Raw genomic sequence first — 21,043 nt, forward strand, 5'->3', positions numbered from 1 at the left:
TCTCGGAGACGTACGGATCACAGGCGTACGGATCACAGGCGTTCGAAGGAGCGGCGCAGTTCCCAGTCGGTCACCGCGGCGTCGAAGGCGTCGAGTTCGACGCGGGCCATGTTGCGGTAGTGGGCGACGACCTCGGGGCCGAAGGCGGCCTTGGCGACCTCGCTGGTCTCCCAGAGTTCGGCGGCCTCCCGCAGGGTGGTGGGCACGTGCGCGTACTCGGCGGTGTACGCGTTCCCCGTGCACGGCGGGGGGAGTTCGAGGCGCTGCTCGATGCCGTGCAGTCCGGCGGCGACCAGTCCCGCGACGGCCAGGTACGGGTTGACGTCACCGCCGGGGAGGCGGTTCTCGAAGCGGGTGGAGCGGCCGTGGCCGACGACCCGGAGCGAGCAGGTGCGGTTGTCGTGGCCCCAGGCGACGGCGGTGGGGGCGAAGGAGCCGGGCTGGAACCGCTTGTAGGAGTTGATGTTGGGGGCGTAGAGGAGGGAGAAGTCGCGGAGGGCGGCGAGCTGTCCGGCGAGGAAGTGCCGCATGGTCTCGGACATGCCGTGCTCGTCGTCGCCCGCCATCACGTTCTGTCCCTCGGCGTTCTGGAGGGAGAGGTGGATGTGGCAGGAGTTGCCCTCGCGCTCGTTGTACTTCGCCATGAAGGTGAGCGAGTAGCCCTCCTGGGCGGCGATCTCCTTGGCGCCCGTCTTGTAGACGGCGTGCCGGTCGCAGGTGACGAGGGCCTCGTCGTACTTGAAGGCGATCTCGTGCTGGCCCGGGTTGCACTCGCCCTTGGCGGACTCGACGATGAGTCCGGCGCCGGTCATCTCGTTGCGGATGCGGCGCAGGAGGGGTTCGACGCGTCCGGTTCCGAGGACGGAGTAGTCGATGTTGTACTGGTTGACGGGGGTGAGGCCGCGGTAGTTCGCGTCCCAGGCCTGTTCGTAGCTGTCCTTGAAGACGATGAACTCGAGTTCGGTGCCGACGTGGGCGGTGAGGCCGAGTTCCGCGAGGCGCTCCAGCTGGCGGCGGAGGATCTGGCGGGGCGCGGCGACGACGGGCGTGCCGTCGGCCCAGGCGAGGTCCGCCGTCACCATGGCGGTGGCCTCGTTCCAGGGGAGGCGGCGGAGGGTGGTGAGGTCGGGGTGCATGGCGAAGTCGCCGTAGCCGCGGTCCCAGGAGGACATGTCGTAGCCGTCGACGGTGTTCATCTCGGTGTCGACGGCCAGCAGGTAGTTGCAGCCCTCGGTGCCGTGGCCGAGTACCTCGTCCAGGAAGAACGGGGCGGCGAACCGCTTGCCCTGGAGCCGCCCCTGCATGTCGGGGAAGCCCAGGACGACGGTGTCGATCTCGCCGCTCGCGACGAGGGCACGGAGCTCCTCGACGGTGAGCGGGGGTGTGCGGTCTGCCACGGGATTGCTCCTCCTTCGGCCTGCCGGAAGTCATAAGGTATTGCGGAAGACCATTACTTGGGAAGGTCCTTGAGAAGGGGAAACGAGAACGTGGCCAGTACGAGTGAATCGGCGGACCGGCTGACGCCCGTGCTGCGGCCGGTGCGGGCGGGCAACGGCTTCGAGGAGGCCCTGGAGCAGATCCTCCAGGTGGTACGGCTCGGACTCGTGCCCGGCGGAGAGCGGCTGCCCGCCGAGCGGGAGCTGGCCGACCGGATGGGGATCAGCCGGGTGACCCTGCGCGAGGTCCTGAAGGTCCTCCAGGAGCAGGGGCTCGTGGAGAGCCGGCGCGGCCGGTACGGCGGAACGTTCGTGCTGCCCCGCACCCAGACGGCCGACGAGGACGAGCTGCGCCGCCGGATCGCCTCGGTCGACATGGAGGACACCCTGCGCTTCCGGGAGGTACTGGAGGTGGGGGCCGCCGGCCTCTGCGCGGCCCACGGTCTCGACGCGGCCGGCGCCGAGCGGCTGCGGGCCGCCGTGGCCGCCACGCACGACGCGCCCCTCGCCGACTACCGCCGCCAGGACACCCTGCTGCACCTCACGCTCGCCGAGCTCTCCGGCTCGCCGACGCTGACGGCCCAGTACGCGGCCGTCCGGGCGACGGTGAACGACCTCCTGGACTGCATCCCCCTGCTCGTACGCAATCTGGAGCACTCCCAGCACCAGCACACCGCCGTCCTCGAGGCGGTCCTCGACGGGGACGCGGACGCGGCGCGCGAGGTGATGCGGGAGCACTGCGCGGGGACGGCGGCGCTGCTGCGGGGGTTCCTGACCTGAGGAACGCCTTCCGCCGCGCGTAACCCGAAAGTAACGCACAGGGGTTGCGCATCCCGGTCGACCACCGCAAAGGTATGGGACCAATCCATTGGGCCCGTCGCGGGGAGCCGCTGCCATGACGCTCGAAGACACGACCGGGAGCACACCCGGAGGCAAGCCCGGGAGCACATCCGGGGGCGCGTCCGGGGACACCGCCCCACCGAAGGACGACTACCTGGAGCGCCGGGCGCTGCGCCGGGGCAGCGCCGGCTGGCTGCTGCTCACCGGGCTCGGCGTCGCCTACGTCGTCTCCGGGGACTTCTCCGGCTGGAACATCGGCCTCTCGAAGGGCGGCTTCGGCGGACTCGCCGTCGCCACCGTCCTGATGGGCGCGATGTACGCCTGTCTGGTCTTCGCGCTCGCCGAGCTCTCCGCCATCCTGCCCACGGCGGGCGGCGGCTACGGCTTCGCCCGGAGGGCGCTCGGCACCTGGGGCGGCTTCCTCACCGGCACCGCGATCCTCATCGAGTACATCCTCGCGCCCGCCGCCATCTCGATCTTCATCGGCGACTACGTCGAGTCCCTCGGCCTCTTCGGCCTGGAGTCCGGCCGGCCCGTCTACCTCGTCTGCTTCGCGCTCTTCATCGGCATCCACCTGTGGGGCGTGGGCGAGGCCCTGCGCTTCAGCCTCGTCGTGACGGCGATCGCGGTCGCCGCGCTCGTCGTCTTCGCGCTCGGCGCCCTCACCGACTTCCACGTCGGCGGGCTGAACGACATCCCGGTCGACGGCGAGGCCTTCGGATCCAACTCCTGGCTGCCGTTCGGCCTGCTCGGGATCTGGGCCGCGTTCCCCTTCGGCATGTGGTTCTTCCTCGGCGTGGAGGGCGTGCCGCTCGCCGCCGAGGAGGCGAAGGACCCGGTGCGGTCGATGCCGAGGGCGCTCGCGATCTCCATGGGCGTCCTGGTGCTGCTCGCCGTCATGACCTTCCTCGCCGCCACCGGAGCGCGCGGTTCGGCCGCCGTCCAGGAGGCGGGCAACCCCCTCGTGGTGGCGCTCCAGGGCGACGGCGACCCGACGGCGCTCAGCCGCTTCGTGAACTACGCGGGCCTCGCCGGTCTGGTCGCCTCCTTCTTCTCCCTCATCTACGCGGGATCGCGCCAGCTCTTCGCCCTCTCCCGGGCCGGCTACCTGCCCCGCTTCCTCTCCCTCACCAGCCGCCGGAAGTCGCCGTACCTGGGGCTGCTCGTCCCGGGCGCGATCGGCTTCGCGCTGGCGGCCGGGACCGGGGACGGGGCCCGGATGCTCAACATCGCCGTGTTCGGCGCCACCATCTCGTACGCCCTGATGGCGCTCTCCCACATCGTGCTGCGGCGCCGCGAACCGGGGCTCCACCGGCCGTACCGCACGCCCGGCGGGATCGTGACCTCCTCCGTGGCCTTCGTCCTGGCCCTGTCGGCCCTGGTCGCGACCTTCCTGGTGGACCGGACGGCGGCCTTCATGGCCCTCGGGGTGTACGTGATCGCCCTCGCCTACTTCGCGTTCTACAGTCGACATCATCTGGTGGCCTCCGCGCCCGAGGAGGAGTTCGCGGCGCTCGCCGCGGCCGAGGCCGAACTCGAACGCGGCTGATCCGACGCGACCGACCCACCGATGCTCCGCACCTCTGGAGGACGTTTTCGTGACCAAGCCGCTCATCGGCGTGACCACCTACCTCGACCAGGCCCGGTGGGGGGTGTGGGAGATGCGGGCCGCGCTGCTTCCCGCGCCGTACCCGAGGCTCGTCCAGGAGAGCGGGGGGCTCGCGGCGATGCTGCCGCCGGACCGGCCGGCCGCCGCCGCGGCGGTCGTGGCCCGGCTCGACGGCCTCGTCGTCGCGGGCGGGGCGGACGTCGAGCCCGTACGGTACGGGGCCGAGCCCGACCCCCGTACCGGCCCGCCCGCCAGGGAGCGGGACTCCTGGGAGCTCGCCCTGATCGACGCCGCCCTCGCCTCCGGGACCCCGCTGCTCGGCATCTGCCGGGGCATGCAGCTCCTCAACGTGGCCCTTGGCGGGACGCTCGTCCAGCACCTGGACGGGCACGTGGAGGCGGTCGGGGTGATCGGCCGGCACGCGGTGAAGCCGGTGCCGGGGAGCCGGTACGCCTCCCTGGTGCCCGAACTCACCGAGGTCCCGACCTACCACCACCAGGCCGTGGACCGGCTCGGCACGGGGCTCGCCGCCTCGGCGTACGCGGAGGACGGCACGGTGGAGGCGGTGGAACTGGCCGCCCCGGCGTGGGCCCTCGGCGTCCAGTGGCATCCGGAGATGGGCGAGGACCCACGGGTGATGCGGGGCCTCGTGGAGGCGGCGGCCCGCCGATAGTGACGGGGGTACGCCGGGGGGGTGGCGGCCCCCTGTGCGGCACCGGGCCTACGGCGGGCGACTTTGACCTGGTCCTGGCCTGGTATTTGATCCTGGTCCTGCCCTGGGCCTGGCCCTGGCACTGCCCTGGGCCTGGCCCTGGCACTGCCCTGGGCCTGGGCCCGGCCGGGGGCGCCTCCCGGCCGGCCGGCGTCAGCGTCCCGGTGCCTCGATCCGGGTCCAGGTCTCCGGGCCCGCCGTGCAGGGGCCGCCGTCGTGCACCATGAGGCGCCGCTCGGCCGGATCGACCGCGACCGTGGCGAGGGTCGCCCAGCGGCTGCCCAGGTCTCCTTCGGCGGGGGCGTGGCAGCAGACCTCGGCCCCGTCGTCGCGGTGGGCGGCGAGCAGGTTCACGAGCGCGTCGGGGCCGAGCGGGCCGGTGTGCCCGAGGACCCGTTCCGCGAGCAGCCGGTGGCGGTCGTACGTCTCCGGCTCCCGGCGGCCGCGCAGCTCGCCGACGGTGAGGGCGGGGGCGAGGAAGTGGTTCGTACGGACCAGCCAGCCCCGGTCGTCCGGTTCGACCACGGCCGAGCCGGCCGGGGCGAGTTCCACCGAAGCGGCCCGGTCCGCGGTCACCACGGTGATGACCGTGGAGGCCGAGACGGGGGCTCCCGTCAGCATCCCGACCGCCTCCGCGAAGGACCCCGCCGTGCCGAGGACCTGACGGGCCACCAGGTGGACGGGGACTCCGCCGGTCGCGTCCTCCGCGTGGCCGAGGATGTTGAAGAGCACGCCCACACCGGCCTCGTTGACACCGATCTTCGCGAGGATGCCGTGCTCGGTGATCCCGGCGAAGCCGTGGACGTCTCCGGTGACGGTCTGGAGGTGCCAGGCGTCGGCGAGTTCGTCGTGCCAGTCCCAGCACTGGCCGCCGGTGGTCCGGGTGCCGCCGTGGACGAGGGTGGAGCATTCGCCCGTGCGGGGCGCGCCGGCCTCGGCGAGGATCTCGGTGCGCGCGTTGAGCGCGGCGACCGTCCAGAACGGCAGCCCCGCGCCCTCGGCGACTCCCTCCATCTCCTCGACGAGTTCCGGCGCCCAGGCACGGGTCGTGTCGACGGTGCGGAGGGCGAGCGCGGGCACGTCGAGCGACCGGGCGTTTCCGGCGGCGACGGTCGTGAAGAGTTCCTCGTACACCCGCCACGCGCGCGCGATGCCGGCGCGGGCCTGCCGGCCCCGGTCCTCGCCGCGTCGCCGGGGCGTGTCCCCGGCGATCCGGAGGGTCGTACGGCCGCTCACGCGCCCGCCCGGGCGGCGAGCAGGGTGCGGTCGTTGCGCATGAGGAGGGCGTAGAGGACGGCGGAGACGACCATGCCCGCGGGGAGGGAGATGTCGGCGCCGCCGAGGGCGGTGGCGACCGGGCCCGTGTAGAGGGTGTTGACGCAGAGGGCGGCCGCGGTGATGCCCGCGACGAGGGCGAGGGCGCCGGCCGGGTTGACGCCTCCGGTGTACCAGAAGGGGCCGGCGGGGGTCTCGTCCGAGAGCGCGGGACCGTCGTAACGGCCCCGGCGCAGCAGGACGTCGGTGGCGTAGACGGCCATCAGGGGGCCGATCAGGACGACGATCACCTGGAGGGCGTTGCTGACGGTGTCGAGGAAGTCGGAGACGAGCAGCCCGTAGAGGGTGAGGGCGACGGCGACGGCGCCGTCGAAGAGGACGCTGACGGAGCGGCGGATGCGGAAGCCGACGGCCTGGAGCGCGAGTCCTGCGCTGTACGCGGTCAGCGCGTTGATGGAGATCGTGCCGAGGACCAGGGCGAGCAGGAAGACCGGGACGAACCAGCCGGGCAGGATCTCCTGGAGCGCGGTCTGCGGGTCGGTCATGTCGACGACGGTGGCGGCGAAGGCGCCGAGCGCGCAGACGCCGACGCTGGGCAGGAAGGCGCCGAGCGCGGTCCAGCCGACGATCGCCTTCTTCGAGGCCGTACGGGGCAGGTAGCGGGAGAAGTCGGCGCTCGTCGTGTACGAGAGCGGGCCCGAGGCGATCATCGTGGTGCCCGCGAGGAGGAGCGCCCAGAGGTCGACGCCGGTGAGCGGCGCCTCGGGGGCGTACGAGAAGTCGGCGTGCCGGAGGACGGCGAACGCGACGACGGTGAACGCTCCGGCGAGGGCCAGGGTGATCGGCAGGTACAGCTTGATGATCAGGGCGTGCCCGTAGACGCTGATGGCCAGCGTGAGGGCGGCGATGACCACGATGACGGCCACCTTGACGGGGGTGTTCGCCGTGATGCCGGCCTTCTCGACGAGCGCGAAGGCGGCGGTCGCCGCGGCGGCCAGGTTGAGGGCGAAATAGCAGACGGAGACGAGCCAGCCGCCGATCGCGTTGTTCACGCGGTTGCCGAGGACCCCGTACACGGCCCGGGTGATCACCTCGCTGGGTGCGCCCGCTGCCGGTCCCGAGGTGGCGAGGAGGCCGGTGAGCAGCCAGAAGAGGTTGCCGATGACGATCACGGCGAGGGCCTGCCAGAGGCTCAGGCCCATGAGGACGAGGGCTCCGCCGGTGACGAGGCTGAGGTAGTTGACGTTGGCCGCGGCCCAGACCGAGAAGAGTTCACGGGGGTGTCCGTGACGTTCGGCCTCGGGGATGTGGTCGATGCCGTGGGCCTCGATGCGACCGGGCCGGTCGGCGGCCGGCGCGGCGGCCCGAGTGCCCGGGGAGCCGGGGTTCGGGTCGGGAATCGTGGAAGCCATGCGGCCCTCCGGATGCGAGTGGTGCCCACCTGGTTGCTTATTGGTCGCACACTCAATAGCATTCGGGGTATGTCGTCAAGCGTCCAGCGCAAGCGAATTCGGAAAACCCCGGAGGCCCGGCGTGCGGAGATCGTGGAGACCGCGGCACGCGTCGCCCTGACCGAGGGGCTCGAGTGCGTCACCCTGCGGCGGATCGCCGAGGAGCTCGCCGTCCGCCCCGGTCTGATCAGCCACTACTTCCCCTCGGCGGAGGATCTGGTGGGCGAGGCGTTCAGCGTGGCCGCCACCGGTGAGCTCGACGCGCTGCTGCCCGCCGACCGCCCCCACGGCACCCCGACGCAGTACCTCGCGCGTTACTTCGCCCTCTCCGCGGGCGAGGCGTACGACGACATCAGCCGCCTCTGGATCAACGCCCGGCACCTCAGCCGCTACCGGCCCGTCCTGCGCGACCGGGTGGCCGAGCAGGAACTCGCCTCGGACGACCGCCTGGAGGCGGTGATCCGCGAGGGGGTCGAGCGGGGCGAGTTCCGCACCGACGACCCGCGGGCCGCGGCCATCCAGATCCTGGTGGTGCTCGACGGCCTCGGCGCCCATGCCAACACCGACCGGAGCGACCGCCCGGAGGCGGTGACCCGCATGGCCCTCACGACGGCGGAACGCGAACTCGGCCTTCCGTACGGCGCGCTCACCGACGTACCACCACCCGCGGAGCCCGCGGACCTACCGGCACCGGCGGAGCCTGCGGACCCAGCGGCTCCGCAACCCGCCGACGTACCGGCGTCGCCCGCCGACCCCGCCTGACCCCGCCCCGCCCTCTCCCCCGCCCCCTTCCTGGAGCCACCGTGCGCACCACCCGACTCGTCCTGCTCTCCGCCCGCCTCCTCGACCCGGGCACGGGGGCGTTCCTGCCCGAGACCGCGCTCGCCGTCTCCGAGGACGGCCGGATCCGCGCCCTGGGCGACGACCGCGAGATCCGCGCGCTCGCGGGACCCGGCACCACCGTCGTCGACCTCGGGGGCGCCGTGGTCACCCCCGGTCTCGTCGACGGGCACCTGCACCCGGTGACCGGCGCCGAGCTGACCCACGGCCTCGACCTGTCGTACTGCGCCGACCTCGACGACGTACGGGAGGCCCTCGCCCGCGAGGTGCGGACCCTCGGCCGCGGCGCGTGGCTCTTCGGCTGGGGCCTCGACCCGAACGTCTTCGGCGACCGGCCCGTCGGGATCGCGCCCTTCGACTCCGTGCTCGACGGAGTACCGGCCTTCCTGCTGCTCTTCGACGCCCACTCGGCACTCGCCAGCCGGCGCGCGCTCGAACTCGCCGGGGTCGACGGGCCCCGTACCTTCGACCAGGCCTCCGCCGAGGTCGTCTGCGACGCGGACGGCCGCCCGACCGGACTGCTCCAGGAGGACGCCGCCTGCGAGCTGGTCGAGCGGATCGCCCCGCGACCGACGCGCGAGGAGAGCCGGGAGCGGCTCGCGGCGGCGCTGCGGTCCATGGCGGCGGCCGGACTCACCGGCGGTCACGCCATGGACGCCAACGGCGAGAGCCTCGCGCTGTACGGGGAGCTCGACGCGGCCGGTGAACTGCCGCTGCGACTCCGGGTGGCGCCCTGGTGCCAGCCCGGCACCGACGCGGACGGCGTACGGGAACTCATCGCACGGCAGGGCACGGGCGGGGCGCTCTGGCAGGTCGCGGGGGTGAAGCTCTTCATGGACGGGACCATCGACAACGGCACCGCGTGGCTGGAGCGCCCCGACTGCCACGGCGAGTCCACGCACGCGTTCTGGCCGGACCCGGCCGCGTACACCCACATCGTCGGGGAACTGCACCGGGCGGGGGTCCCGACCGCGACGCACGCCATCGGCGACGCGGCCGTGCGGCACGTCCTCGACTCCGTCGAGAAGGCGCGGGCCGGCGGCGGGAGCGAGGTGCGGCACCGGGTCGAGCACATCGAGACCGTGCCGGACGACACCCTGCGGCGCTTCGCCGAGCTGGGCGTCGTCGCGTCGATGCAGCCCACCCACTGCTGCGACTTCACCCGGGCCGACCACACCGACAACTGGTCGCGCCGGCTCGGCGAGGAGCGCGCCTCGCGCGCGTGGCGCTGCCGGGACCTGGTGGACGCCGGGGCCACGGTGGTCCTCGGCTCCGACTGGCCGATCGCGCCGTTCCCGCCGCTCGGCGTGCTGGCCGGGGCCGGGCACCGGCGCCCGAGCCGCGACCTCGGCCAGCCGCCGCACGGGCCCGAGCAGGCGCTGACGGCCCTGGAGGCGCTGCGGGGCATGACGACGGCGCCGGCGTACGCGGCGGGCGAGGAGCACGAGGCGGGGCGTATCGCCCTGGGCTTCCGGGCCGACCTGACGGTCCTGGCGGCGGACCCCCTGACGACCCCGGCGACGGAACTGCCGGACGTTCCGGTGCGCCTGACGACGGTGGACGGCCGGGTGACGTTCCGGGCGTCGGACGTCTGACGGGCGGGGCCGGGACCAGGGACCCGGACCGCGCGGCCGATGGGCGCGCCCGCCGCGCCGCCGGATTGTGATGCGGCCCCCGCCCTGCCCACAACGGCAGGGCGAGGTGGCGCCCCACGCCTCACCTGCAGGAGCGCCCACCAGCCCCCGGCAGGGTTTCGGGAAGGGGTGGGGAGGGGCCTAGCCTCGCGTCAGCGAGAGGAGGTCGCGGGCCGGGCCCGTGGGGCGGTGGCCGGTGGGCCAGACCGCCCGGAGGTCTCGGCGGAGAAGGACCCCGTCCACCGGGATGGCCACCAGGCGCCGGGACGCCAGCTCCTCGGCGACGGCGAGTTCACTGAGGACGGCCGGCCCGGCCCCGCTCACCGCCGCCGCCTTCACCGCGGTCGTGGAGGCCAGTTCGAGGAGCGGCTGCGCGAGGCCGCCGTGGCCGGAGAGCGCCGCGTCCAGGACCTGCCGGGTGCCGGAGCCGCGTTCCCGCAGGATCAGTGGGGTCGCGGCCAGCTCCGCCGGGTCCAGCGGGCCCCGGCGGCGGGCCCACGGGTGCGAGGGGGCGGCGACGACCGCGAGCCGGTCGTGGGCGACGACCACGCCGTCGAGGCCGTCGGGCACGGCGAGCCCCTCCACGAAGCCGATGTCCGCCTCGTTCGCGAGGAGCCGTTCCGCGACCACCGCCGAGTTGCCGGCCTGGAGCGACACGGCCGTGTCGGGACGCTCGGCGCGCAGCGCGATCAGCCAGCCGGGCAGCAGGTACTCGGCGATCGTCATGGACGCGGCCACCCGCAGCCGCGAGTCCCGCCGCCCTCGCAGGGCCTGGGCCCCCGCGTCGAAGGCCTCCGCGGCCTCGACGATCCGCCGCGCCCAGTCGGTGACGAGCGCGCCGGCGTCGGTGAGCCGTGAGCCGCGCGGCGAACGGTCGACCAGGGCCACGCCGAGCTGCCGCTCCATCGACCGGACGCGGCTGCTCGCGGCGGGCTGGGTGATGCCGACCTCCCGGGCGGCGGCGCCGAGGCTCCCGTGCCGGGCGACGGCGAGGAGCAGTTCGAGCGCGCCGAGGTCCGGGACCCGGTGGTGGAGCTGGGCCCTGACCGGGCCGCCGTGCGCCTCGGCGCCGCGCGCATCGCCCTGCGCCCCGCCCCCGTACGCCCCACCGCCGTGCGCACCGCCACCGCCCGCGCCATCCCCGTACGTCCCGTTGCCCCTCTTCCGCTCGCTCATAAGACCAGCTTATGACGTCATAGCCGCATGATCCCTGGTGAGGGCCGGGGAACCGGGCGACGGTGGGGTCATGGCAAGCCTCGCACCTCTCCGTCCGGCCCTCGGCGCCACCACCCCCGGCGCCCGGCCGGCCGTCTCACCGGCCCGTTCCGTCCGTCACCTCGGACCGAACTGGTACGCCTCCGTGATGGGCACGGCCATCGTGGCCAACGCCGGAGCGGGCCTCCCCCTTGACGTTCCCGGCCTCCGTACGGTCTGCGCGGCGGTCTGGGCGCTGTCGCTCGCGATGCTGCTCGCCCTGGTCGCCGCCCGGGCGGCCCACTGGATCCGCCACCGCGACCAGGCCCGCGCCCACCTCCTGGACCCCGCCGTGGCGCCGTTCTACGGCTGTGTCTCGATGGCGCTGCTCGCGGTCGGCGGCGGGGCGATGATCGTGGGCAGGGACTGGATCGGACTCCCGGCGGCCGTGGCCCTCGACACCGTCCTGTTCACCGCCGGCACGGTCGTCGGTCTCGCGGCCGCGGTGGCCGTCCCGTACCTCATGGTGGTGCACCACCGGATCGAGAGCGCGTCCCCGGTGTGGCTGCTGCCGGTCGTCGCCCCCATGGTCTCCGCGGCCCTCGGCCCGCTGCTCGTGCCCCATCTGGCCGCCGGACAGGCGCGGGAGACGCTCCTCATCGCCTGCTGGGCGATGTTCGGGTTGAGTCTGCTCGCGACCCTGGTCATGCTGCCGCTGGTGTTCGGCCGGCTCGTGACCGGCGGGCCGCTGCCGCTCGCGCTGACGCCCACACTCTTCCTCGTCCTCGGCCCGCTGGGTCAGTCGACGACCGCCGCGAACAAGTTCGCCGACGTGGCCCCCGGTGTCCTGCCCGCCCCGTACGCGCACGGCTTCGCCGCCTTCGCCGTGCTCTACGGGGTGCCCGTCATGGGCTTCGCCCTGCTGTGGCTGGCGCTCGCCGGGGCGATGGTGCTGCGGGCACGTCGGCAGGGCATGGGGTTCGCGATGACCTTCTGGGCGTTCACCTTCCCCGTCGGGACCTGTGTGACCGGTGCCGAGGGCCTCGCCCAGCACACCGGTCTCGCCGTCTTCCGCTGGCTCGCGATCGGTCTGTACGGGTTCCTCGTGGTGGCCTGGCTGGTGGCCGGACGGCACACCCTGCGCGGTCTCGTCAGCGGCGCGCTGCTCGCAGGGCCCGCGCCAGCGCCTTCGGGGCCTCGGCCAGGGACGGCCCGTACCAGGTGAGCAGACGTCCGTCGACGAGGGCGGCGGCGATCCCGGGGAAGGCCTCGGGGCCGTCGTCCCGTGTGAAGCGGTACGGCTCGTCGGGCAGGACGACCAGGTCGGGGGCGGCGGCCCTGAGCGCGTCGAGCGGGAGGCGCGGATAGCGCTCCGGGTGGTCGGCGTACAGGTTGCGCACCCCGAGCCGGGCGAGCAGATCGCCGGCGAAGGTGTCGCGGCCGAGGACCATCCAGGGGCGGCGCCAGATCGGGACGACGGCGGTGAGCGGTCCTCCGCCGGCCGTTCCCGGGGTGACCGCCTCCCACGCCGTCTCTGCCTCGTCGAGCCAGCGGGGCCGCCGGGGCGCGCCACAGGCGGCGAGGACCCGCTCCAGCTCACGGAGCCCCTGGTCGAGGGTGCGGATCTCGGTGACGAGGACGTCGAGTCCCGCGGCCCGCAGCGCGGCGAGGTCGGGGGCGCGGTTCTCCTCCTCGTTGGCGAGGACGAGGTCGGGGCGGAGGGCGGTGATCGCGGGGACGTCCGGGTTCTTGGTGCCGCCGATCCGGACGACGTCGAGGCCGGCGGGGTGGCTGCACCAGTCGGTGGCGCCCACGAGAAGACCGGGCGCGGTGACGGCGACGGCCTCGGTGAGGGAGGGCACGAGGGAGACGACCCTCATCGTGCCGAGCCCCTCGTTCCGCCTCGGCAGGGAGAGACTCTCATTCCGCCTCGGCAGGGCGAGGCTCTCGTTCCGCCCACCTCATCGTGCTCCAGCCCTTCATTCCACCTCGGCCTCGACGTGGTCGGCGACGGCGACGACGAGCAGGCGCGTGCCGGATTCGGTGGCGCGCCAGCGGTGTCGTACCCCTCCGGAGAGGTAGAGGGTGTCACCGCGGACCAGCCGGTACGCACGGCCCTCGGCCTCGACCTCGGCGGCGCCGTCGGCCACGTACAGCAGCTCGTCGTTCCGGTGCTGGAACTCGCGTCCCGCGTCCTGCTCGCCGGTGAACTCCAGGGCGTGCAGCTGGTGGCGGCCGCGGACGAGCCGCCGGACGCCCGCGGGCAGGGCCGGGGAGGGGTCGTCCCCCGACCGTACGACGTCGACGGTGCGGGAGGCCTCGGCGGCGGCGAGGAGTTCACCGGCCGTCGTCTCCAGGGCCTCGGCGACGAGCTCCAGGGACCGGCGGCTGGGGCGGGCCCGGTCGTTCTCGACCTGGCTGAGGAAGGGCACGGAGAGTCCGCTGCGGGCGGAGACGACGGCCAGGGTGAGCTGGAGCGCTCTGCGTCGCCTCTTGACGGCCGCGCCCACGCGTGGTGATTCCTTCTCGTCCATGTCGGCCCCCTCCCTCGTGCCTCGTGCGTACCCGTACCGGGCGGTTACCTGAACCTTACGCAGCTTTGGGGCGGGGTTTCGCGTCGTGACGAAAAGGGGTGGTCACCGAACACGTTCGGCGACCACCCCTTTTCGGACAGCAGTCGGCTGTCCCCCGGTGTTGCTGCGGGGTGCTACTGGGGGGTGAGCTTCTCGGCGAGACCGGGCTCACGGTCCAGCCAGGTGCGGACCGCCTCCTGCTCCTTTCCCTTGCCGGTCTCCTGGATGACCGCCTCCAGGTCGGTGAGCTGCTTCTCGGTCAGCGAGAAGTTCTTCAGCCAGGCGCCGACCTCGGGGTTGTCCCCGGTGAACCCCTTACGGGCGAGGGTGTGGACGCCGTCGCCCTTGCCCCAGGAGCCCTTGGGGTCGGCGAGCTTCCTCAGGTCGTGGGCGGAGTAGGCCCAGTGCGGCGACCAGAGGGTGACGACGACGGGCTCCTTGCGCTCGTACGCGCGCTTCAGCTCGGCGAGCATGCCGGGCGTGGAGCCGTCGACGACCTCGTACTCGCCCTCCAGGCCGTACTCCTTGAGGACCTTGTCCTTGAGGATGCCCATCATTCCGGCGCTGGGCTCGATGCCGACGATCCGGCCCTTGAACTGTCCCGCCTTGCCCTTGAGGTCGTCGAGGGAGTCGACGCCCTTGACGTACGAGGGGACGGAGAGCTCCAGGGAGGTGGGGCCGTACCAGGAGCCGAGGTCCTCCAGCTTGTTCTTGTACTTCTCCCAGTACTGGGCGTGGGTGACGGGGAGCCAGGCGTCGGTCTGGAAGTCGAGCTGCCCGCCGGCCAGGCCGGTGTAGAGGGCTCCGGCCTCCAGCTGCTTGGTCTCGACCTCGTACCCCCGCCGCTCCAGGAGCTCCTTCCAGAGGTAGGTGGAGGCGATGCCCTCGTCCCAGGGGATGTAGCCGATGCTGATCTTCTTGCCGTGGCCGCCGTTCGGGCCCGAGGCCGCGGTGGAGGTGGCACCGGAGCCGCCGAGGAAGCCCGTGCCACCGGCGACGAGGGCGAGGACGACGACACCGACGAGGGCGGTGACGGGCTGCGGGCGGTGGGCCCAGAGCTTCGCCCCCGGGCGCTTCGCGCTCAGCACCGCGCGGGCCTTGGCGGCGGCGCGGCGGCCCAGCGGGGAGACCTGGCGGCCGAGGGCGCCGGTCATCCGGTCCAGGTACATGGCGAGGACGACGATGGAGACGCCCGCCTCGAAGCCGAGGCCGATGTCGACGTTGCCGATGGCCCGGTAGACCGCGCCGCCGAGCCCGCCGCCGCCGACCATGCCGGCGATGACGACCATGGAGAGGCCGAGCATGATGACCTGGTTGACCCCGGCCATGATCGTCGGCAGGGCGAGCGGGAGCTGCACGCGCAGCAGCGTGTTGCGCGGGGTGGTGCCGAACGCCTCGGCCGCCTCGACGAGTTCGCCGTCGACCTGGCGGATGCCCAGCTCGGTCATGCGGACGCCCGGGGCAGCGCGAAGACGATGGTGGCGATGATGCCGGGGACCACGCCGACGCCGAAGAAGATGATGCCGGGGATGAGGTAGACCATCGCGGGCATGGTCTGCATGAAGTCGAGGACCGGCCGCAGGACGGCGCTGACGGTGTTCGAGCGGGCCGCCCAGATGCCGAGCGGTACGGCGATCACCAGGGTCACCAGGGTGGCGACGAGGACGAGCGAGAGCGTCGCCATGGCCTCGTCCCACAGCTGGACCGAGTCGACCAGCGCGAATCCGGCGAAGGCGAGGACGCCGGCGGCGAGGCCGCGCAGCCACCAGGCGACGACGGCGAGGATGCCCGCGAAGAGCAGCGGCTGGGGCGCGGACAGGACGGCGTCGATGCCGTCGTAGAGACCGGTGACGCCGGTGCTGACGGCGTCGAAGAGCCAGGAGAACTGGGCCTGGAGCCAGTCGACGGAGCCGTCGACCCACTCGCCGAGGGGAAGCCTAGGCACGGGCGGTCACCTCCCCGGCGGTGAGACCGCCCATGGCGGCGAGGAGCCGTTCTCGCGGTACGACTCCGAGGACGGCGCCTTCGGAGTCCTCGACGGTCACGGGGTGCGGGGCCAGCGCGGCCACGGCGCACAGGTCGGCGACGAGCGTGTCGGGTCCGACGGCCTGGCAGGCGCAGTCGGCGGGGCAGTCGTCCGGGACGGCGCCGTCAGCCATGACGGCGGAGGCGGTGAGCACCCGGGAGCGGTCGACGTCCTGGATGAAGGAGGCGACGTAGTCGTCGGCGGGCCGGACGAGGATGTCCTCTGCGGTGCCGAGCTGCACGATCCGTCCGTCGCGCATGACGGCGATCCGGTCGCCGAGGCGCATGGCCTCGTTGAGGTCGTGGGTGATGAAGACGATGGTCTTCTTCAGCCGCTGCTGGAGGACGAGGAGCTGGTCCTGCATGTCGCGGCGGATGAGCGGGTCGAGCGCGCTGAAGGACTCGTCCATGAGGAGCAGGTCGGCGTCGGTGGCGAGGGCGCGGGCCAGGCCGACCCGCTGCTGCATCCCGCCGGACAGCTCGTCGGGCCAGGACTTCTCCCAGCCGGCGAGGCCGCACAGTTCGAGGGCCTCGGTGGCCCGGGTCTCCCGCTCGGCGCGCGGCACGCCCTGGACCTCCAGGCCGTAGGCGGCGTTCTCCAGGACGTTGCGGTGCGGGAAGAGCGCGAAGTGCTGGAAGACCATGCTGATCTTGGTGGAGCGGACGGTGCGCAGCTCGCGGGGGGAGAGCGCGGTGAGGTCACGGCCGTCGAAGAGGACCCGTCCCGCGGTGGGCTCGAGCAGGCCGTTGAGCATGCGCAGGAGGGTGGACTTGCCGGAACCGGAGAGCCCCATCACGACGAAGATCTGACCGGGTTCGACGGTGAAACCGGCGTCCACGACGGCTGCTGTCGTCCCCTCGGCGCGCAGCTCCTCGCGGTCGGCGCCGTCGGCGAGCCTGCGGACGGCTTCGTCGGGTCGTCTGCCGAACACCTTGAACAGGTGATCGGCCTGGAGCCTGGACACATACACCTCACGGGTAGCAACGAGAACGGCCCGCCACCCCCCGCGCGGCCGGGCCGTGGAGCGGGCGGGATCGGCCCGCGGGCCCGTCGCGTACGGGGATCTTTTTGTTGAATCCCGTACCGGGTTCCGCTCCGGGCTCGCGCCTGCCCGCCTTCACGGGGGGAAAACGCGAAGGTGACGGGGGTCACGTGGGCGCTACGGGAGGACGGGTGGGGCGACTGCCGCTCGGCGGGTACGACGGGTGACTGCCGCTCGGAGGGGACTGTCGGTGAGGTGGGGCATGATCGGGGTGTGACTCGACGCTTGATGCTCCTCGACACCGCCAGCCTGTACTTCCGCGCGTACTTCGGCGTGCCGGACTCCGTCCGGGCACCCGACGGCTCGCCGGTGAACGCCGTGCGCGGGCTCCTCGACTTCATCACCCGGCTCGTGCAGGACCACCGCCCCGACGAACTGGTCGCCTGCTGGGACGACGACTGGCGGCCGCAGTGGCGGGTGGACCTGATCCCCTCGTACAAGGCCCATCGGGTCGCCGTCGAGACGGAGACCGGCCCGGACGAGGAGGAGATCCCCGACACGCTGTCCCCGCAGGTGCCGGTGATCGAGGAGGTCCTCGCGGCCCTGGGCATCGCCCGGATCGGGGCGGCGGGATACGAGGCCGACGACGTGATCGGGACACTGGCCGGGCGCGCCGGGGGGCCCGTGGACATCGTCACCGGTGACCGGGACCTGTTCCAGCTGGTGGACGACGCACGGCAGGTACGGGTGCTGTACCCGCGCAAGGGCGTCGGCGACTGCGACCTGGTGGACGCGGAGCTGATCCGCGCGAAGTACGGGGTGCGCCCCGACCAGTACGCGGACTTCGCGGCGCTGCGCGGGGACGCCAGTGACGGACTGCCCGGAGTGAAGGGCATCGGCGAGAAGACGGCGGCCCAGCTGATCACGGAGTACGGGGACCTGGCGGGAGTGCGTGCGGCGGCCGAGGACCGGGCGTCGAAGCTGACGCCGGCCAAGCGCCGCGGGATCCTGGAGGCGGCCCCGTACCTGGACGTCGCGCCGAAGGTGGTGCGGGTCGCCGGGGACGTACCCCTGCCGGAGTTCGACGCGACCCTCCCGTCGGCTCCCCACGACCCGGAGGCCCTGGCGGCGCTGGTGAAGCGCTGGGGGCTCGGCGGGGCGGTCGGGCGGCTGCTTCCCGTCCTGGAACGCTGACCGGAAGGCGGTGACACCGGGTCGACCACCCTCCGGGATGCTAGCTTAGGCATACCTAAGTACGTCGAGTCAGGAGAGCCCCTCGTGGCAGAGCAGCCGACCCGCAAAGCACCGAAGGCCACCGAAGCGCGCGTGGTACGCACCGAGCGCATCACCCCGCACATGGTGCGGGTCGTCCTCGGAGGCCCCGGACTCGACGGCTTCGAGGTCGGCGCGTACACCGACCACTACGTGAAGCTGCTGTTCGCCCCGGAGGGGGTCTCCTACCCCGAACCGTTCGACATGGAGCGGATCCGGGCGGAGTTCCCCCGCGACCAGTGGCCGACGACGCGGACGTACACGGTGCGGGCCTGGGACCCGGAGCACCGGGAGCTGACCGTCGACTTCGTGGTCCACGGGGACGAAGGCCTCGCGGGCCCCTGGGCGGCGCGGGCCACGGCGGGCGAGACGGTGCGCTTCCTGGGCCCCGGCGGCGGCTACACGCCGGACCCGGCGGCGGACTGGCACCTGCTCGCGGGCGACGAGAGCGCGCTGCCGGCGATCGCGGTGGCCCTGGAGGCGCTGCCCGCCGGGGCACGGGTGCACGCGTTCGTGGAGGTCCCGGACGCGACCGAGGAGCAGAAGTTCGCCACGGCGGCAGGGGTCGACGTCACCTGGCTGCACCGGGGCGACCGGCCGACGGGCGAGGCCCTCGTGGAGGCCGTACGGGCCCTGGACTTCCCGGCGGGCGACGTGCACGCCTTCGTCCACGGCGAGGCGGGCTTCGTGAAGGAACTCCGCCGCCACCTGCGGCTCGACCGCGGCGTACCGCGCGAACGCCTGTCGATCTCGGGCTACTGGCGCCTGGGCAAGTCGGACGAGGCCTGGCGCGCGATCAAGCGCGAGTGGAACGACCAGGTGGAGCGCGAGCAGGAGAACTGAGCCCGGGAGAACGAGACACGGGGCCGGGGACCAGGGGCCGGAGACCGGGGCCGGAGGCCGAGACACGAGGGCCGAGGCCGGCTCCCACCCCCGGCCTCTCCCCATCTCCCCCCCGGACCTTTCTCCCGCCCCGCACCCCTCCCCCGCCCTCCGACTACGTCGTGCGGCCCGGCTACGTCGTGCGGCCGAAGGCGCGGTCCGAGGCGTCCGTCTGGGCCATGCGCCGCAGAGCCGAGAAGATCGCGTCGCCGAGGACCGTGCCGACGACCACGCTCTCCACCAGCTCCTCGCGTGCCACGTGGTGCGCCACGTACTCCAGGTCCGCCCGCGCCACCCGCTCCGCCGCGTCCGCGTACGCGTCCAGGGCCTCGGTGAACGCGCCGTGGCCGACCTCTTCGAGGGCGTCGAGGGCCACCGCGAGCGCCTCCGGGGCCGGGCCGTCCGGATGCACCCGCCAGCCCCGCTCCGCGATCAGCGCACCAACCCGTTCGCGCGCCTTCTCGATTCCCGCGCCCGGATCGCGGTCATAGCGCGGCACCATCCGGACGGCGACCGTGCCCAGCACCTTGTGCACCGGGCGCTCCGAGTCGTCGACGGCCAGGATCACCTCCCGGATCGCGGCGACCGACAGACCTCCCACGTCGAGGAGCGCCCGGATCAGGCGCAGGCGCTGGACGTGCGCCTCCCCGTACGAGGCCTGGTTGGGGCTCGTCAGCTCTCCGGCCGGCAGCAGCCCCTCCCGGACGTAGAACTTGATCGTCGGCACGGACACTCCGGTCCTGCGACTCAACTCTCCAATGCGCACCGCGTGTTCACCTTCCTGGCCGTGCTTCGGCCTTGCCGACCGACACCCCCATCATAGATAGTGGAGCTATCAGATAGCGGCTAGTGCCGCTATCCATAGTTTCCCACGGGGGATCCGTATGTCTCCACTGACCTCAGTCACCCGTCTGCACCGACCACTGGTCTGGTTCGCCGCCTCCATGGCGGCCCTCGCCCTGGTCTCCGCCGTCGGCGTGTTCGTCGACGACCGCGTCCTGGTCGGCGTGCCGATCTGGACCAAACCGTTCAAGTTCTCGGTCTCGTTCGTCGCGTACGCCCTCTCCCTCGCCTGGATGCTCTCGCTGCTGCCCCGGGGCCGCCGGGTCGGCTGGTGGGCCGGGACGGTGGTCGCCGTCACCAGCGCGGGCGAGATGGTCCTCATCACGCTCCAGGTGATCAGGGGCACGCAGAGCCACTTCAACCAGGCGACCGCGTTCGACAACGCCGTCTTCCAGATCATGGGCGGCACCGTCGTCATGCTGTGGCTGGGCGCCCTGGTCATCGCGGTCCTCCTGCTGCGCGCCAGGATCCTCGACCGGGCCATGGCGTGGGCCGTCCGGCTGTCCTCGCTGATCGCCCTGGCCGGCGCAGCCGTGGGCTTCCTGATGGTGCGTCCGACGCCCGAGCAACTGGCCGTCGACGACTCGCCGATCATCGGCGCGCACGCGGTGGGAGTACCGGACGGCGGCCCGTCGATGCCCCTGACCGGCTGGGCCGGCACCGGCGGGGACCTGCGCGTGCCGCACTTCTTCGGCATGCACGCGCTCCAGCTGCTCCCGCTGCTGCTGCTCGTCCTGGCCGCGCTCGCACCGCGCTTCGCCCGCCTCGCGGACGAACGGGTCCGGCTCCGGCTCACCCTGACGGCCTCGACCGCCTACACGGCGACGTTCGTCCTGCTGACCTGGCAGGCGCTACGGGGCCAGGCACTGCTCGCACCGGACGGGGCGACGCTGGCGGGGGCGGGGGCGATCGTCCTGCTCGGCGGCGCGGCGACCGCACTGTCCCTGAGGGGGGCCTCCCCCTCCCCCTCCCCACCCTCCCCGTCTTCCCCCTCCCCCACCCATCCCGAAGAGGTCGCGTCATGACGGGCTTCCTCTTCGAGCTGACGTTCTTCCTGGCGGCCCCGGTCTGGCTGCTCATGATCTTCGCGCCGGCCTGGCGGCTCACGGAACGTCTCGCGGCCTCACCCCTGACGGTCCTGCCGATCCTGGCCGTCTGGGCGATCCTTGCCGCCCCTGTCCTGCCCGAGCTGTGGACGGCGGTCAGCAGCCCCGACATCGACACCTTCCGGGAGTTGGCGGCGCTCGCGAACGGAGCCGGGGCGGTCTGGGCGCAGATCATCGCCTGGGACCTGCTGCTCGGTCAGTGGATGTACCGGGAGGGCCGGCGCCTCTCCGTCCCACCCCTCCTGATGGCTCCGCTCCTCCTCCTGACGATCCTCCTCTCCCCCGTCGGCCTGCCCTTGTTCCTTGCGGTCCGTTCGGCATGGACCCGTCGGTCAGGATCTCGCCGGCAGGAACCCGCTCTACCCTGA

18 protein-coding genes and 1 pseudogene are annotated in these 21,043 nt (G+C 73.0%); 10 read left to right on the plus strand and 9 right to left on the minus strand.

Features of this window, described 5'->3' with window-relative positions; all coding sequences use genetic code 11:
- Window positions 1-32: 32 nt before the first annotated feature.
- A complete protein-coding gene (locus tag ACFWUY_RS14970) occupies window positions 33-1,397 on the minus strand; it encodes a glutamine synthetase family protein (protein WP_384107333.1) in 1,365 nt (454 codons plus the stop codon).
- Window positions 1,398-1,487: 90 nt separating this feature from the next.
- Here ACFWUY_RS14970 and ACFWUY_RS14975 point away from each other — a divergent pair, with 90 nt between their 5' ends.
- The 3 genes from ACFWUY_RS14975 to ACFWUY_RS14985 all read left to right on the plus strand — a co-directional run bounded on the left by ACFWUY_RS14975 (window position 1,488) and on the right by ACFWUY_RS14985 (window position 4,558).
- Entirely contained in the window at window positions 1,488-2,216 is a 729-nt protein-coding gene (locus ACFWUY_RS14975) for a FadR/GntR family transcriptional regulator (protein WP_384107335.1), read from the plus strand.
- Between the two features lie 115 nt (window positions 2,217-2,331).
- Entirely contained in the window at window positions 2,332-3,825 is a 1,494-nt protein-coding gene (eat, locus tag ACFWUY_RS14980) for an ethanolamine permease (protein ID WP_384107337.1), read from the plus strand.
- Between the two features lie 49 nt (window positions 3,826-3,874).
- Window positions 3,875-4,558 carry a gamma-glutamyl-gamma-aminobutyrate hydrolase family protein gene (locus ACFWUY_RS14985; RefSeq protein WP_384107339.1) on the plus strand — a complete coding sequence of 228 codons (684 nt, stop codon included), beginning with the start codon at window positions 3,875-3,877 and terminating at the stop codon, window positions 4,556-4,558.
- Between the two features lie 192 nt (window positions 4,559-4,750).
- On the opposite strand, the gene ACFWUY_RS14990 is transcribed toward ACFWUY_RS14985, so the two are convergent.
- Together ACFWUY_RS14990 and ACFWUY_RS14995 are read right to left on the minus strand one after the other, a co-directional pair.
- Window positions 4,751-5,833, minus strand: a complete 1,083-nt coding sequence (locus ACFWUY_RS14990; RefSeq protein ID WP_384107341.1) for a C45 family autoproteolytic acyltransferase/hydolase — start codon at window positions 5,831-5,833, stop codon at window positions 4,751-4,753.
- Complete coding sequence (locus tag ACFWUY_RS14995) at window positions 5,830-7,284, minus strand: purine-cytosine permease family protein (RefSeq protein WP_384107343.1); 1,455 nt, start codon at window positions 7,282-7,284, stop codon at window positions 5,830-5,832. The genes ACFWUY_RS14990 and ACFWUY_RS14995 overlap by 4 nt, the downstream gene beginning before the upstream one ends.
- Before the next feature lie 69 nt (window positions 7,285-7,353).
- Between ACFWUY_RS14995 and ACFWUY_RS15000 the strand changes: the two genes are divergently transcribed.
- Window positions 7,354-8,085 (plus strand): TetR/AcrR family transcriptional regulator, encoded by a 732-nt coding sequence (locus ACFWUY_RS15000; protein ID WP_384107345.1) that lies wholly within the window; start codon window positions 7,354-7,356, stop codon window positions 8,083-8,085.
- 41 nt (window positions 8,086-8,126) lie between these two features.
- Window positions 8,127-9,758 carry an amidohydrolase gene (locus tag ACFWUY_RS15005; RefSeq protein WP_384107347.1) on the plus strand — a complete coding sequence of 544 codons (1,632 nt, stop codon included), beginning with the start codon at window positions 8,127-8,129 and terminating at the stop codon, window positions 9,756-9,758.
- A gap of 180 nt (window positions 9,759-9,938) precedes the next feature.
- On the opposite strand, the gene ACFWUY_RS15010 is transcribed toward ACFWUY_RS15005, so the two are convergent.
- Entirely contained in the window at window positions 9,939-10,973 is a 1,035-nt protein-coding gene (locus tag ACFWUY_RS15010) for a LysR family transcriptional regulator (protein ID WP_384107349.1), read from the minus strand.
- Window positions 10,974-11,043: 70 nt separating this feature from the next.
- Between ACFWUY_RS15010 and ACFWUY_RS15015 the strand changes: the two genes are divergently transcribed.
- The gene (locus ACFWUY_RS15015; protein WP_384107351.1) at window positions 11,044-12,216 is read left to right on the plus strand and encodes a TDT family transporter; all 1,173 of its coding nucleotides are present in this window, start codon (window positions 11,044-11,046) and stop codon (window positions 12,214-12,216) included.
- On the opposite strand, the gene ACFWUY_RS15020 is transcribed toward ACFWUY_RS15015, so the two are convergent.
- From ACFWUY_RS15020 to ACFWUY_RS15035, 4 genes and pseudogenes are all read right to left on the minus strand, one after another.
- Window positions 12,143-12,871, minus strand: a complete 729-nt coding sequence (locus ACFWUY_RS15020) for a helical backbone metal receptor (protein ID WP_384107353.1) — start codon at window positions 12,869-12,871, stop codon at window positions 12,143-12,145. The two genes, ACFWUY_RS15015 and ACFWUY_RS15020, sit on opposite strands and share 74 nt — an antisense overlap.
- Before the next feature lie 99 nt (window positions 12,872-12,970).
- Window positions 12,971-13,525, minus strand: a complete 555-nt coding sequence (locus ACFWUY_RS15025) for a helix-turn-helix domain-containing protein (RefSeq protein WP_384107355.1) — start codon at window positions 13,523-13,525, stop codon at window positions 12,971-12,973.
- Window positions 13,526-13,698: 173 nt separating this feature from the next.
- Window positions 13,699-15,509: pseudogene (locus ACFWUY_RS15030) on the minus strand (ABC transporter permease/substrate binding protein).
- Window positions 15,502-16,554 (minus strand): glycine betaine/L-proline ABC transporter ATP-binding protein, encoded by a 1,053-nt coding sequence (locus ACFWUY_RS15035; protein WP_384107357.1) that lies wholly within the window; start codon window positions 16,552-16,554, stop codon window positions 15,502-15,504. Before ACFWUY_RS15035 ends, ACFWUY_RS15030 begins: the two are co-directional and overlap by 8 nt.
- A 306-nt stretch (window positions 16,555-16,860) precedes the next feature.
- On the opposite strand from ACFWUY_RS15035, the gene ACFWUY_RS15040 reads away from it, so the two are divergent.
- Window positions 16,861-17,766: a 5'-3' exonuclease H3TH domain-containing protein gene (locus ACFWUY_RS15040; RefSeq protein WP_384107412.1), complete on the plus strand. Its 906-nt coding sequence runs from the start codon at window positions 16,861-16,863 to the stop codon at window positions 17,764-17,766.
- 84 nt (window positions 17,767-17,850) lie between these two features.
- Entirely contained in the window at window positions 17,851-18,687 is an 837-nt protein-coding gene (locus tag ACFWUY_RS15045; protein WP_384107359.1) for a siderophore-interacting protein, read from the plus strand.
- Window positions 18,688-18,859: 172 nt separating this feature from the next.
- On the opposite strand, the gene ACFWUY_RS15050 is transcribed toward ACFWUY_RS15045, so the two are convergent.
- Window positions 18,860-19,492 carry a MerR family transcriptional regulator gene (locus ACFWUY_RS15050; protein ID WP_384107361.1) on the minus strand — a complete coding sequence of 211 codons (633 nt, stop codon included), beginning with the start codon at window positions 19,490-19,492 and terminating at the stop codon, window positions 18,860-18,862.
- 118 nt (window positions 19,493-19,610) lie between these two features.
- On the opposite strand from ACFWUY_RS15050, the gene ACFWUY_RS15055 reads away from it, so the two are divergent.
- Window positions 19,611-20,594: a hypothetical protein gene (locus ACFWUY_RS15055; protein WP_384107363.1), complete on the plus strand. Its 984-nt coding sequence runs from the start codon at window positions 19,611-19,613 to the stop codon at window positions 20,592-20,594.
- Window positions 20,591-21,043 (plus strand): ABA4-like family protein, encoded by a 453-nt coding sequence (locus tag ACFWUY_RS15060; RefSeq protein WP_384107365.1) that lies wholly within the window; start codon window positions 20,591-20,593, stop codon window positions 21,041-21,043. The genes ACFWUY_RS15055 and ACFWUY_RS15060 overlap by 4 nt, the downstream gene beginning before the upstream one ends.

This window comes from Streptomyces sp. NPDC058664, assembly GCF_042716635.1.
Lineage (GTDB): Bacteria > Actinomycetota > Actinomycetes > Streptomycetales > Streptomycetaceae > Streptomyces.

Coding starts and splice junctions, on each gene's coding strand:
- ACFWUY_RS15020 (WP_384107353.1), bottom strand. CDS start 12,871: ATGAGGGTCGTCTCCCTCGTGCCCTCCCTCACCGAGGCCGTCGCCGTC.
- ACFWUY_RS15000 (WP_384107345.1), top strand. CDS start 7,354: ATGTCGTCAAGCGTCCAGCGCAAGCGAATTCGGAAAACCCCGGAGGCC.
- ACFWUY_RS15040 (WP_384107412.1), top strand. CDS start 16,861: ATGCTCCTCGACACCGCCAGCCTGTACTTCCGCGCGTACTTCGGCGTG.
- eat (WP_384107337.1), top strand. CDS start 2,332: ATGACGCTCGAAGACACGACCGGGAGCACACCCGGAGGCAAGCCCGGG.
- ACFWUY_RS15025 (WP_384107355.1), bottom strand. CDS start 13,525: ATGGACGAGAAGGAATCACCACGCGTGGGCGCGGCCGTCAAGAGGCGA.
- ACFWUY_RS15055 (WP_384107363.1), top strand. CDS start 19,611: ATGTCTCCACTGACCTCAGTCACCCGTCTGCACCGACCACTGGTCTGG.
- ACFWUY_RS15060 (WP_384107365.1), top strand. CDS start 20,591: ATGACGGGCTTCCTCTTCGAGCTGACGTTCTTCCTGGCGGCCCCGGTC.
- ACFWUY_RS15010 (WP_384107349.1), bottom strand. CDS start 10,973: ATGAGCGAGCGGAAGAGGGGCAACGGGACGTACGGGGATGGCGCGGGC.
- ACFWUY_RS14995 (WP_384107343.1), bottom strand. CDS start 7,284: ATGGCTTCCACGATTCCCGACCCGAACCCCGGCTCCCCGGGCACTCGG.
- ACFWUY_RS15015 (WP_384107351.1), top strand. CDS start 11,044: ATGGCAAGCCTCGCACCTCTCCGTCCGGCCCTCGGCGCCACCACCCCC.